Annotated in this window: 9 protein-coding genes; 4 read left to right on the forward strand and 5 right to left on the reverse strand. The window is 73.3% G+C overall.

Going from position 1 to position 12,516, the window contains the following annotated elements:
* The first annotated feature begins 80 nt into the window (after positions 1 to 80).
* Positions 81 to 827, forward strand: a complete 747-nt coding sequence (locus OHS33_RS28985; RefSeq protein ID WP_330333352.1) for an ABC transporter ATP-binding protein — start codon at positions 81 to 83, stop codon at positions 825 to 827.
* Between the two features lie 145 nt (positions 828 to 972).
* Positions 973 to 3,327, forward strand: a complete 2,355-nt coding sequence (locus OHS33_RS28990; protein WP_330333353.1) for an ABC transporter permease — start codon at positions 973 to 975, stop codon at positions 3,325 to 3,327.
* Between the two features lie 106 nt (positions 3,328 to 3,433).
* Here OHS33_RS28990 and OHS33_RS28995 read toward each other — a convergent pair whose 3' ends face one another.
* The 3 genes from OHS33_RS28995 to cbiE form a co-directional block, all read right to left on the reverse strand.
* Positions 3,434 to 4,165, reverse strand: coding sequence for a cobalt-precorrin-6A reductase (locus tag OHS33_RS28995; protein WP_330333354.1), 732 nt, complete (start codon positions 4,163 to 4,165; stop codon positions 3,434 to 3,436).
* 181 nt (positions 4,166 to 4,346) lie between these two features.
* A complete protein-coding gene (gene cobM, locus OHS33_RS29000) occupies positions 4,347 to 5,096 on the reverse strand; it encodes a precorrin-4 C(11)-methyltransferase (protein WP_330333355.1) in 750 nt (249 codons plus the stop codon).
* The gene (cbiE, locus tag OHS33_RS29005) at positions 5,093 to 6,400 is read right to left on the reverse strand and encodes a precorrin-6y C5,15-methyltransferase (decarboxylating) subunit CbiE (RefSeq protein WP_330333356.1); all 1,308 of its coding nucleotides are present in this window, start codon (positions 6,398 to 6,400) and stop codon (positions 5,093 to 5,095) included. The genes cobM and cbiE overlap by 4 nt, the downstream gene beginning before the upstream one ends.
* A gap of 144 nt (positions 6,401 to 6,544) precedes the next feature.
* On the opposite strand from cbiE, the gene OHS33_RS29010 reads away from it, so the two are divergent.
* Positions 6,545 to 7,474, forward strand: coding sequence for an oxidoreductase (locus OHS33_RS29010; protein ID WP_330333357.1), 930 nt, complete (start codon positions 6,545 to 6,547; stop codon positions 7,472 to 7,474).
* Positions 7,475 to 7,477: 3 nt separating this feature from the next.
* Here OHS33_RS29010 and OHS33_RS29015 read toward each other — a convergent pair whose 3' ends face one another.
* Entirely contained in the window at positions 7,478 to 9,112 is a 1,635-nt protein-coding gene (locus tag OHS33_RS29015; RefSeq protein WP_330333358.1) for an ABC transporter ATP-binding protein, read from the reverse strand.
* 175 nt (positions 9,113 to 9,287) lie between these two features.
* Positions 9,288 to 11,624 carry an immune inhibitor A domain-containing protein gene (locus tag OHS33_RS29020; RefSeq protein WP_330333359.1) on the reverse strand — a complete coding sequence of 779 codons (2,337 nt, stop codon included), beginning with the start codon at positions 11,622 to 11,624 and terminating at the stop codon, positions 9,288 to 9,290.
* Positions 11,625 to 11,844: 220 nt separating this feature from the next.
* Between OHS33_RS29020 and OHS33_RS29025 the strand changes: the two genes are divergently transcribed.
* The gene (locus OHS33_RS29025; protein WP_330333360.1) at positions 11,845 to 12,516 is read left to right on the forward strand and encodes a hypothetical protein; all 672 of its coding nucleotides are present in this window, start codon (positions 11,845 to 11,847) and stop codon (positions 12,514 to 12,516) included.

The following is a 12,516-nucleotide window of genomic DNA, read 5'->3' on the forward strand; positions in this document are numbered from 1 at the left end:
CCCCCGGGCCGATGGCCTGGGAAGAGGTGACATCCGCCGGCCGACGCGGTGGATCGTGGTCCGTTCCTAGGTTCGTGGTCATGACGAATGCACCGATGATCGATCTTCGCGACACGACAAAGAAGTACGACGACGGTCCGCCCGCACTGGCCGGCGTCACCTTGTCCGTGGCGGCTGGTGAGTGCGTGGCGATCCTCGGCCATTCCGGCAGTGGCAAGTCCACGCTGCTGAACCTGATCGCGGGTCTGGACAAGCCTTCCAGTGGCACCGTGACCGTCGACGGCACCCGCGTCGACCAGCTCGGCGAGGCCGGTTCGGCGAAGTACCGCCGGGCCTCCATCGGCATGATCTTCCAGTTCTTCAACCTGCTGGACGACCTGACCGTGTTGGACAACGTCATGGTTCCGGCGCAGCTGGCCGGGATGGGCAAGGGCGAAGCGAAGCGGCGGGCCGTCGAGCTGCTCGACTCGCTGGGCATCGACCGGCATGTCAAGGCCTATCCGCAGCGGCTGTCCGGCGGGGAACGGCAGCGGGTGGCGGTGGCCAGGGCCCTGATGAACAAGCCGGCGCTGCTGCTGGCCGACGAGCCCACCGGCGCGCTGGACTCGGGCTCGGCCGAGGACGTGCGCGAGCTGCTGCTGGACCTGAACAGCGAGGGCCAGACCATCTTGTTGGTGACCCACGACGTGCAGCTGGCCGCGAGCACCGCGCGCCGCACGATCGAGTTGGTGGACGGCGCGGTCGAGCGGGACGTCGTCAACGACGGCAGCGGTGCCGGCCTGGCCGCCCGCCCGCCGCTGACCCGTTCGGCGGGAGAGGTCCGATGACACTGCGCAAGCCGCCGATGCCCCGGCGCGTCGTCGAGGTCGGTTTCCGGGCCGTGGCCCGCCTGCTGCCGGCGGTGAGCCGGTGAGCGCCCTGGGCAAGGTCGTACGTTCCGGCGTGGGCCGCCGTCGGGTCCAGTCTCTCGTCATGGCTCTGACGACGTTCGCCGCGGTGACGTCCTCAGTACTCTCCCTCGGCCTGCTGGCCGTCGTGCAGGACCCGTTCGAGCACGCTTTCAGTGCTCGGAACGGGGCGCACCTGGCGGTCCAGTTCGACGGCTCGAAGGCCACGGCCGCGCAGGCCGCCGCCACCGCGCACGCCGCCGGCGTCACCGAGGCGGCCGGGCCCTACCCGGTCGCCGCCGCCCTGGACACGACGATCGGCACGGACTGCCCCAAGAAGGAGGGGGCCGGTCACGACAACGGTCCGATCACCGTCACCACCCGGCCCGACCTGGGCAGCACCTCCGGGATGGACCAACTGGCGCTGACCCAGGGGCGCTGGCCGACCGGCCCGGGCGAGATCGCCCTGCCGTGGCAGCACTATGCCACCGACTGCTTCGGCGATTCGGTGGTGTTCTCCTCCCTGCAGGGCAAGCCGTCGTTCAAGGTCGTCGGCTTCGCCAACTCGGTGACCCACAGCGCGACCGCCTTCGCCACCGCCGACGGTTTCGCGCGGCTCACCGCGGCCGGTGCCAAGTCCGACGTCCAGATGCTCTACCGGTTCACCAAGGCCGGGACCGCCGCCGACATCACAGGCGACAAGCAGGCGGTGGCCGCCGCCGCGCCGGCCGGCGCGGTCGCGGGCGGACAGTCGTACCTGACCGCGGAGCAGCAGGCGACCGGCAACGCCAAGGCCTACGTGCCGTTCCTGATCGGCTTCGGGATCCTCGGGCTGTTCATGTCGGTGCTGATCATCTCGATCGTGGTCAGCGGGGCTGTGACCTCGGGAATCCGGCGCATCGGGATTCTGAAGTCGTTGGGCTTCACCCCTTCGCAGGTGGCCCGCGCCTACACCGCGCAGGCCATGATCCCGGCGACACTCGGCCTGGTGCTCGGCACCCTTTTCGGCAACCTCCTGGCACTGCCGATCCTGGGCGGGGCCACCCAGCAGCTCGGCGCGGCCAGTGCGGCCGGTGCCACGATCCCGTTGTGGGTCAGCGCCGTGGTGCCGCTGGGCACCCTGCTGATCGTCGGCGTCGCGGCTTTGATCCCGGCACTGCGGGCCGGCCGGATGCCGACGGTGCGGGCCCTGGTCGTCGGCCGCGCCCCCAAGGCCGGGGGCGGTCAGGCGGCGCAGCGTCTGGCCTCGCGACTGCCGCTGCCCCGGGCCGTGTCGCTGGGGCTGGCCCAGCCGTTCGCCCGGCCGGCCCGGGCCGTACTGGTCGGTGCGGCGGTGCTGTTCGGCGTGGTGAGCGTCACGTTCGCGGTGGGGCTGGAGACCGGGTTCAACAAGTACCTGGACACCAGCACCTCAGGCTTCAACGTCGGGCCGGAGTACGTGATACCCACAGCCGCCGTGGGCGTGCCCTGGGGTCTCTACGGCCCCAACGACCCGCGCAACCCGCACCTGGACGCCGCCAAGGTGGCCGCCGCGCTCGCCGGGATCCCGGGCACGAAGACCGCGTTCGGCTGGGGCGACAGCGGCGCGACCATGGTCGCCGCCCCGCCCGGCGGCGAACCGGCGAGGGTGTTCACGGTCACCGGCGACTTCTCCTGGACGCACCTGGAGCTGCTGTCCGGCCGCTGGTACGCGGCGCCCGGCGAGGCCGTGGTCGGCGACAAGCTGGCCTCGGCGGTGGGGATCCACGTCGGTGACGACGTCACCGTGGTGCAGCAGAACAAGCAACTGTCGCTGAAGGTCGTCGGCATCAACTTCGACACCAACGTGGGCGACTACACGGTCATGACGGATGCGGCCACCTTCACCGCCGCCGGTCTGACCCCGCACATCGACCAGTTCAACGTCGAGCTGGCCCCGAACGTCAGCGGACCGGACTGGTCCACCTCGGCCGCCGCCGCGCTGACCCCGCTGAATGCCTCGGCCCAGTCGAACTCGGGCGGGGGCAAGAACATCGTGGTGATCACCATGGGCGCCCTGGTGGCCACGCTCACGCTGATGATGATGGCGGTCGCCGCGCTCGGGGTGCTGAGCACGGTGGTGCAGGACACCCGGGAGCGGGTTCACGACCTGGGGATCTTCAAGGCCCTCGGGATGACGCCCCGGCAGACCATGGCGATGGTGCTGACCTCGGTGACACTCACCGGCCTGATCGCCGGGCTGATCGGGGTCCCGCTCGGGGTCGCGGTGGAGAAGGCGACGCTGACCCCGATGGGGAACGCGATCGGCCGGCACCTGCCGCCGAGCGTGTCCCACGTCTACACCGCCGGGCTGCTCGTCCCCCTGCTGGCCGGCGGGATCGTGATCGCCCTGCTCGGCGCACTGCCACCGGCCCGCTGGGCGGCACGGACCCGGACCGCCACCGCGCTGCGGACCGAGTAGGACCGAGCAGAGCCGAGCAGGACCGAGCAGAGCCGCTGGCCGCCGCGGCAAAAGCGTGCTGGGCACTGCACGGCGCGGCAAGAACGCCCATGCCGACCTCCCCCGGTCAGTAGGGCAGCAGCCAGGACGCGGCGGCCTCGGCGGAGGCGGCCACCGGCACGCCCCCCGGGACCGGGGGGCGGTCGACCACGAGCACCGGGATGCCGGCCTCGCGGGCGGCCGCCAGTTTCGGGGCGGTCGCCGAACCGCCGCTCGCCTTGGTCACCAAGACGTCGATACGGTGCTCACGGATCAGCTCGCGCTCGCCGTCGAGGGTGAACGGGCCCCGGGCCAGCAGGACTTCGGTGTGCCGGGGGGCGGGGGCCGTGGGGGCGTCCACGGAACGGGCCAGGAACCAGGTCCCGTCCAGGTGCGCGAAGGCGGCCAGCCCCGTCCGGCCCGTGGTCAGGAACGCGCGGCGGCCCAGGGCGGGCAGGGCGGCGGCGGCCGCGGCGAGGGTGGGGACGTGGTGCCAGTCGTCCCCGGGGGACGGGGTCCAGGCGGGGCGGCGCAGGGCGAGGAGGGGGACGCCGGTCGCTGCGCAGGCGGCGGCCGCGTTGAAGCTCATCCGCTCCGCGAAGGGGTGGGTGGCGTCGACGACCGCGTCCACGGCGTGGGCGCGCAGCCAGTCGGCGAGGCCGTCGGGGCCGCCGAAGCCGCCGATCCGGGTGTCGCCCGGGGGGCGGGTCGGGTGGGTTACGCGGCCGGCCAGGGACGTGGTGACGTGGAGGCGGTGTGGCTGCGCCGCGAGGGCTTCGGCGAGGTGGCGGGCCTCGGTGGTGCCGCCGAGGATCAGCACGTGGCGGTCCGCGCGGGGCGCGGGGGCCTCCGGCGGGTCCTCAAACGCCGGACGGGCTGGATTTGGCTGGGCTTCCGGGCCCGTGCGGGTTGTGGGGGCCTCCGGCGGGTCCTCAAACGCCGGACGGGCTGGATTTGGCTGGGGCCCCGGGTCCGTGCGGGCTGGATGTGGCTGGGGCCCTTCAGCAGGCATGGCGGTTGCGGGCTGGGGAGTAGAGGTGGCTGTCCGGGAATTGGGCGGCGGCCAGGGTGCGGCCGACGATGATGACCGCCGTGCGGACCAGGCCGGCCGATTTCACCGCGTCCGCGATGTCCGCCAGGGTGCCGCGCAGGATCAGTTCGTCGGGGCGGCTGGCCATCGCGACCACGGCCACGGGGCACTCGGCCCCGTAGTGCGGCAGGAGTTCGTCGACCACCCGGTCGACGTAGCGCGTGGCCAGGTGCAGGACCAGGAGCGCCCCGCTGCGGCCGAGGGTCGCCAGGTCCTCGCCCTCCGGCATCGGGGTGGCCTGCTGGGCGATCCGGGTCAGGATGACCGTCTGCCCGACGGTCGGCACCGTCAGCTCCCGCTTCAGCGCGGCCGCCGCCGCCGCGAACGCCGGTACGCCCGGCACGACTTCGTACGGGATGCCGGCCGCGTCGAGGCGCCGCATCTGCTCCGCGACCGCGCTGAAGACGGACGGGTCGCCGGAGTGCAGCCGCGCCACGTCCAGCCCGGCCGCGTGCGCGGCGGTCAACTCGGCCAGGATCTCGTCCAGGTTGAGCTGCGAGGTGTCGACCAGCCGGGCGTCCGCCGGGCATTCGGCCAGCAGTTCGCGCGGCACCAGGCTGCCCGCGTACAGGCACACGGGACTGGCCGCGAGCCGACGCGCGCCGCGCACCGTGATCAGGTCGGCGGCCCCGGGGCCCGCTCCGATGAAGTACACGGTCATGTGCGGTCCTCTGCTTCCGGTTCCGGTTCCGATGATGGTGATGACGACGACGATGCTGCTGCTGACTTCGTCACCGACCATTGGGTGACCGCCATCGCCTGGCGCCAGCCCGTGAAGGCGCCGACCGCCACCGCGTGTGCGACGGCGAGTTTGACCAGGTCGCCGCCGTGGCCCCGGTACCACTGCGCGAGCAGTGCCTCCGACTCCAGGGTGACCGTGTTGGCGACGAGGCGTCCGCCCACCGGCAGCGCCGACCACACCGCGTCGAGCAGCCCCGGCGCGGTCAGCCCGCCGCCGATGAACACCGCGTCGGGCGCGGGCAGTCCGTCGAGGGCGGCCGGGGCCGCGCCGAGGACGACGCGCAGGGCGGGTACGCCCAGGGCGTCGGCGTTGCGGGTGATCCGCCCCGCCCGCTCCGGGTCGCGCTCCACCGTCACGGTGCGGCAGGCCGGGTGGGTGCGCATCCACTCGATGCCGATGGAGCCGGAGCCGCCGCCGATGTCCCACAGGAGTTCCCCGGGCGCGGGGGCCAGGGCGGCGAGGGTCGCGGCCCGGACGTGGCGCTTGGTGAGCTGGCCGTCGTGCTCGTAGGCGGAGTCGGGCAGGCCGGGGCCCGCGCCCAGGCGCGGCACGCCCGCGGCCCGGCGGCAGTCGACGGCCACCACGTTCAGGGGGTCGCCGGGGGCGTGTTCCCACCGGTCGGCCGTGCCCTCGTACGTACGTTCCTCAGCGGATCCGAGCTGTTCCATGACCCGCATCAGGCTCGGGCCGAAGCCCCGCTCTCGTAGCAGAGCGGCGATCTCGCCCGGGGTGCCCGCGCCCGCGCTGAGCACCAGGACCCGGCGTCCCTCGTGCAGGGCGGCGGCGAGCCGGGCCACCGGCCGGCCCACGGTGGTGACCACTTCGGTGTCCTCCACCGGCCAGCCCGCCCGCGCGCACGCGTAGGACACGGACGAGGGGTGCGGGAGGACCCGCAGGGCGTCCGGGCCCAGTTCCTCGGACAGCGCGCGGCCGATCCCGTAGAACATGGGGTCCCCGCTCGCCAGCACGGCGATCCGCTGCCCGGCGTACTTCTCCAGCAGCCGGGGCACGGCGGGGCGCAGCGGGCTCGGCCAGGACACCCGCTCGCCCCCGCACTCGGCTTCGGGCAGCAGCACCAGCTGGCGCGGCCCGCCGATCAGCACGTCGGCGCGGGTCAGGGCGGTCCGGGCGGTACCGGTGAGTCCGGCCCAGCCGTCCGCGCCGATGCCGACGACCGTGACGGGCGGTCCGGTCGTCGCGGGGGGTGGTGGCAGGGGGCTCATGGCGCGGTACCTCGGGGGAAGGGGGTGGAACCGCACTCTACTGGCCCCCGTCAGACCCCCCGGACCGGGGTGCGGGGCTAGGGTGGAGGCAGAGATGGTTACCAGTGGTAACCACGGTGTCGTGGGCGAAGGAGCGGGTGCGCCATGCCGGGCTGGACAGCGAAGGACATCCCCGACCAGAGCGGGCGCACCGCCGTGGTCACCGGGGCCAACAGCGGTATCGGGTACGTCGCCGCCCGGGAACTGGCCCGGCGCGGGGCGCGCGTCGTGCTGGCCTGCCGCAGCGAGACCCGCGGCCGGGCCGCCGAGGCCCTGATCCGCCGGGAAGTGCCGGGCGCCGACGCCGAGTTCGCCCCGCTCGACCTCGCCGACCTGGGCTCCGTAAGGGAGTTCGCCGCCGGATACGGCGCCGGGCAGGGCACCCTCGACCTCCTCGTCAACAACGCCGGGGTGATGGCCCTGCCGTACGGGCGCACCGCCGACGGGTTCGAGACGCAGTTCGGGGTCAACCACCTCGGCCACTTCGCCCTCACCGGCCTGCTCCTGCCGCACCTCCTGCACACGCCCGGCGCCCGGATCGTCTCCCTCTCCAGCGGCTTCCACGCCCTCGGGAACATCGACCTCACCGATCTCAACAGCGAGCGGGACTACCGGCGTTGGATCGCCTACGGCCGCTCCAAGACCGCCAATCTGCTCTTCGTGCACGAGCTGTCCCGGCGGCTCGCCGCCGCGGGCTCCGGCATCGTCGCGGCCGCCGCCCACCCCGGCTACGCGGACACCAACCTCCAGACCGCCGCCGCGCAGCAGGAGGGCCGCAAGGTCACCGAGCGGATGATGGCGCTCGCGAACGCCGTCGTCGCCCAGCCCGCCGGGTCCGGCGCGCTCCCCACCCTGTACGCGGCCACCGCGCCCGGAGTCCGCCCGGACGACTTCATCGGGCCGAAGCTCGGCTGGCGCGGTGCTCCCGTACGTTCCTGGCGGGCGAAGTGGACCCTGGACGACACGTCCGGCGAAGCGCTCTGGGCCGCCTCCGAGAAGCTCACAGCCGTCTTGTACGAAGGCCTCGCGAGCTGATCGTCACAGCGCCAGCAGGTCCGCGACCTGGTCCACCGTCAGGCAGGTGAGCGGGGAGAGTATTCCGGCGAGCTGCGGGGCGAAGGCCGTGGAGGCCGCCAGGACATCGGCGGCCGGACCGTCCACGACGGTCTCGCCCTCCGCCATGACCACCACGCGGTCGGCCGCCAGCACCGCGAACTCCACGTCGTGCGTGGCGATCAGCACCGCCCTGCCCCGCGCCACCAGCCCGTCGAGGATCCGGATCAGCGCCGACTTGGCCCGGCGGTCCAGGCCGCGCGTCGGCTCGTCCAGCAGGAGCACCCCCGGCGCCGCCGAGAGCCGGACGGCGAGGACGAGCGCCAGCTTCTGGCCCTCCGAGAGGTCCCGGGGGTGCATGGCGTCGTCGATCCCCGGCACCAGCAGGTCCAGCAGCTCCCGCGCGGGCCGGGCTCCGGACCCGGCCGAGTCCGCGTCCGCCCGGGCGAGTTCCTGCCGTACGGTCTCCCGCGTGAGCAGGTCGGTGGGCGTCTGCGGGACCATCGACACCAGCCGCCGGGCCTCGGCGGCCGGGAGCGCGCCGGGATCCCGGCCCCCCTCGCCGCCGACCGCCACGGTGCCGGACCGGCGCGGCCCCGACCCGTGCAGGGCGGACAGCAGCGAGGACTTGCCGCAGCCGTCCGGGCCCATCAGCGCGGTGACCTCCCCCGACCGCAGGACCAGGTCCACCTCGCGCACGGCGGGCAGCCCCATGTGGGTCACGGTCACCGCGCTCGCCCGCAGCGCCTCGGGGCGCCCGGTCCACGCGCCCCGGTCGGCGGCGGGGCGCACCGGTGCGGGCGTCCGCCCGGCCAGCCCCGTCCGCAACGGCGCGGCCGCCCGCCGGGCGTCATCCACCGACAGGGGCAGCGGGGTCCAGCCCGCGAGCCGCCCCAGCTCCACCACCGGGGGCGCGACCGTCGACGTACGGAACACCTCGGCCGGAGGACCACAGGCCACGGTCCCGTCGCCGGGGAGGTGGATCACCCGGTCCGCGTACTGCGCGACCCGCTCCAGCCGGTGCTCGGAGAGCAGCACGGTCACCCCCAGCTCGCGCGCCAGCCGGGTGACGGCCGCCATCAGCTCCTCGGCCGCCGCCGGGCCGAGACTGGAGGTCGGCTCGTCCAGGACCAGCACCCGGGGGCGCGCGGTCAGTACGGAACCGATGGCCACGCGCTGCTGCTGGCTGCCGGACAGCTCGTGCAGGGGCCGGTGGCGCAGCCCGGTCAGGCCCAGCAGGTCGAGGGTCTCCTCGATCCGCTCGCGCCGCACCGCCGGTGCCACGGCGAGCTGTTCCATCGCGTAGGCCAGCTCCTCCTGCACGGTGTCGGTGACGAAACCGTCGAGCGGATCCTGGCCCACCACGCCGACCAGGTCGGCGAGTTCGCGCGGTGCGTGCTCGGCGGTGTCCCGGCCGCCGACGGTCACCCTGCCGTACAGGGTGCCGCCGGTGAAGTGCGGGACGAGGCCGTTGACCGCGCCCAGCAGGGTGGACTTGCCGACGCCGGTGTGCCCCACCACCAGGCACAACTCGCCTTCCCTGACGGTCAGGTTCACGTCCCGCAGCACGGACCGGGGCGCGTCGTCGTACTTGACACTGACGTTTTCGAAGCTGATCACGGGGATTCCTCGGCGGTGCGGGCCAACTCTGGGGCTACAGCGGCAGGTTGAGTAGCACGGATGGTAACCGACACCCCTGAGTCGGAGCACCGCCAAGTCCGCACCACATCCCGCACCCCATCCCGCGCCGGGGAATCCCCGCGTCCGGGTCCCGGTCACCGGGACCCCGCGTGGCTCAGCCGGCCGGGCTCACCTGCACCGTGGTCAGCGCCCCGCCCGAGGCTTCCTTCACCACCGAGATCCGGGTCCCGGTGTCCGGCACCTTCACCCCGACCTGCGGCAGGTCGGCGTTCCAGTACGTGCCGTGCCGGTCGTCGAAGACGGGCACGCCCGGCCGCGCGGGCACCACCAGCGGCGCCCCCGCCTTGTGCAGCGTGATCTTGTCGCTCGGCCGCAGCGAGAACGTCGCGTCGAAGGTCTGCGCCCGGGCGTTGACCAGCGAGCCGTCCGGGAACCGCAGCGCCTCGGGGCGGGCGTCGACCGGCAGCAGCAGGCCGCCGCCCGGGTGCGCCTTGGTGGTGTTGTCGCTGTACGCGGTGTCCCACAGCCAGATGAGCACGCCCTGCTGGTAGGGGTAGAACTCCACCGTGTCGCCGCTCTGCCCGAAGTTGTACGGCCCGGTCTTGAGGTACTGGCCGAAACCGGTGTAGCGCCGGTTCTCCACCACGTAGGCGCGCGGGTGCTGCTCGGTGCCGTAACGCCCCTCGGTGCGCGACCACTTGAGGGCGGTCCAGCCGTTGTCGCCCTGCTCCGCGCCGTCGCGCAGCAGCTCGCGGCCGTCCGCCGTGATCCGCAGGTCGTCGAAGGCCGCGCCCTTGCCGTGGGTGTTGCTGTCGGAGGTCACCCGCAGCCGCAGCGAGACGCTCTTGCCCGCGTACGCGCCCAGGGGCACCCCGAGTTCGGCCCAGCCGCCCGAGGTGCCGGAGATCCCCTTCGCGGGGATCGCCGCGCCGCCGACCGTGCCCGGCAGGGCCGCCCAGGTCGCGCCGCCGTCCGTGGACGCCTCCACGGTGAGGAAGTCGAAGTCCTTCTCCACGTCGTACCAGACCCGGGCGTCGAGCCGGGCCGGGGCGCCGGCCGGGATCCCGGTGAGGTCGACCGTGCGCGTGAGGGTGTTGTCCATGAAGTCCCCGGTGCCGCTCCACCACTGGGCCGCGCCCTCGTACGGATCGGCCAGTTCGGTCCGGGTCACCGAGGGTGGCAGGTGCACCAGCAGGGCCTGTGGATCCTCGGTGTTGTAGCCGGAGACGCCGAGCACCGCCTTGGTCCTGCGGCCCGCGTCGGCTTCGGTGTATTCGAGCCAGCCCAGTTGGAGCTTGCTCCACGCGTCGAGGTCGCCGGGGAAGGCGCCGGTGGTGTTGGCGCCCTTGCCGAGGTAGGAGGCGGAGGACATCAGCGACCAGAAGTTGACGCTGTTGTCCCCGTCCGAGCTGTACAGATCGGGCAGGCCCAGATCGTGGCCGAACTCGTGGGCGAAGAGGCCTACTCCGCTGTTCTCGCCGCCGGTCAGATAGTCACCCGCCCAGATCCCGGTGTCGCCGACCGGGGTGCCGCCCGCCTTGTTCCCCGCGGGGCCCGCGGTGCCGGCCTGGTCGTAGTAGGCGAACCAGCGGTGCGCCCAGACGGCGTCCTTGCCCTGCGCCCCGCCGCCCCAGGTCTGGTCCTTGCCCGCGTGCACGATGACGAGGTGGTCCAGGTAGCCGTCCGGCTCGTTGAAGTTGCCGTCGTGATCGGCGTCGTAGCGGTCCCAGACGTCGTACTCGGCCAGCTCGGCCTTGATCTCGGCCGGGGTGCGGCCCTTGGCCACCTCGCCCCGGTACCAGGCGTCGGTGGCGTCGCGGACCAGGTCCCAGTTGGTGCGGCACTGGCCCGCTTCGGCGCAGTTGTCGGTGCCGTAACGGGCTTCGTTCCAGGGGAGTTTGACCCAGCCGGTGACCTGGCCGTCCATGTCGTAGCGGCCGGAGGACTGGAGGTCGTAGTAGGAGCGCAGGCTGACCGCGCCGGGGGCGTCGGAGAAGAACTGCTGCTGGTAGGAGGCCTGGCTGAAGTCCTTGCGCCACAGGGTGTGGTTGTCGCTCTTGTCCGGCTTGGGGATCGTGTTGTGCAGGGGGCCGGGCGTGCCGCCGAAGCGCGGCTTGCCCTCGTACTGCGTGGTGTTGTCGACCTGGTCGCCGAATTCGGCCAGGATCACGAACACCTTGTCCTTGCGTTCCTGGGCCAGTTCCACGTAGTTCTTGCCGACCTTGGCGGTGCGGGGGAGGGTGCCGTCCGCCTCGGCCCGCAGGGCCGCGGGGCCGCCGCCGGGCCCCGCGGCGACGCCTTCGAGGGCCTGGCGGCGCAGGGCCTGGCGCTGGAGTTCCAGGGGCGCGGGCGGCGGGGCGGCCGCCTGCTCGCTCCGGGTGGTCTGTGGTGCGGGGGCGGGCGGGACCGCGGCGAGCGCGGCGGGGGAGAGCGCGGGGGTGGCGAGGAGGGCGATGGCTATCGCCGCTCCTGCCGCGACGAGTCTGCGCAACGTGGCTGACCTTTCTGGGAGTTCGGCCGGGGCGCAGGTAATATTTCACATGTCACAGGTGACGCATAGGGGTTGCGGGGCCGGGATCCTCGGGGTTGCGGGGTCTTGAGGGTTGGGGGGCCTCAGGGTTGCGGGGGCCGGGGTGATCAGGGGTGCCTCGGGGTCGGCTCGGGGTGATTCCCGATATCCCGGTACCGCCCGCGACGGACATGATCGGGACATGACGAAGCGAGCGCCGAGCGACCGGGCCGAAGCCCACAGACCGACCGTCAACCACCTGGAGAGCAGCCGCACTTGGGGGCCTCGCCGGACCGCCCTCACCCGGGCCGCCTTCGTGGCCGCGCCCTTGTGCATGCTGGCCTACGGGGCCATCCGGCTCTCCGCCCCGGACCACGAGCCGGACCTCGCCTGGACCTCCGGCCACCTCTTCCTGATGACCGGGGTGCTCCTCTTCGGCGCCGTCTTCCTCGGCCTGCGGCGGCTCGTCGAACCGGCCACCACCGCGGGGCGGACGAGCGCGAACGTCGCGACCGGCCTCGGCCTGGCCGGCACGCTGGCCGTCACCGCGCAGGCGGTCATCGACCTCGTCGTCGGCTTCCGTTCGGCCGACCGCCCTGAGATGAACCGCCTCTTCGAGCAGGTCCAGAGCCACCCCGGGGTGATGCCCCTCGTCTACACGGTCGTCCCGATGTTCCTGTACCTCGGCCTGATCTGGATCGTGGTGCAGCTCACCGTCCAGCGCCGCATCGCCGCCTGGCGCCCCGTCGCCGTGGTGCTCGGCACCGCCGTCATGGTGGCCAGCCTCGACCTGATCCCGCTCGGCGCCGTCCTCTTCTGCGCGGCCCTCTCCCCGCTGGCCCGCGACCTCCCCGCCGCCCGCCGACCGGCCTGA

This window comes from Streptomyces sp. NBC_00536 (genome assembly GCF_036346295.1).
Classification (GTDB): domain Bacteria; phylum Actinomycetota; class Actinomycetes; order Streptomycetales; family Streptomycetaceae; genus Streptomyces.

Coding starts and splice junctions, on each gene's coding strand:
- OHS33_RS28985 (WP_330333352.1), top strand. CDS start 81: ATGACGAATGCACCGATGATCGATCTTCGCGACACGACAAAGAAGTAC.
- OHS33_RS28990 (WP_330333353.1), top strand. CDS start 973: ATGGCTCTGACGACGTTCGCCGCGGTGACGTCCTCAGTACTCTCCCTC.
- cobM (WP_330333355.1), bottom strand. CDS start 5,096: ATGACCGTGTACTTCATCGGAGCGGGCCCCGGGGCCGCCGACCTGATC.
- cbiE (WP_330333356.1), bottom strand. CDS start 6,400: ATGAGCCCCCTGCCACCACCCCCCGCGACGACCGGACCGCCCGTCACG.
- OHS33_RS29010 (WP_330333357.1), top strand. CDS start 6,545: ATGCCGGGCTGGACAGCGAAGGACATCCCCGACCAGAGCGGGCGCACC.
- OHS33_RS29025 (WP_330333360.1), top strand. CDS start 11,845: ATGACGAAGCGAGCGCCGAGCGACCGGGCCGAAGCCCACAGACCGACC.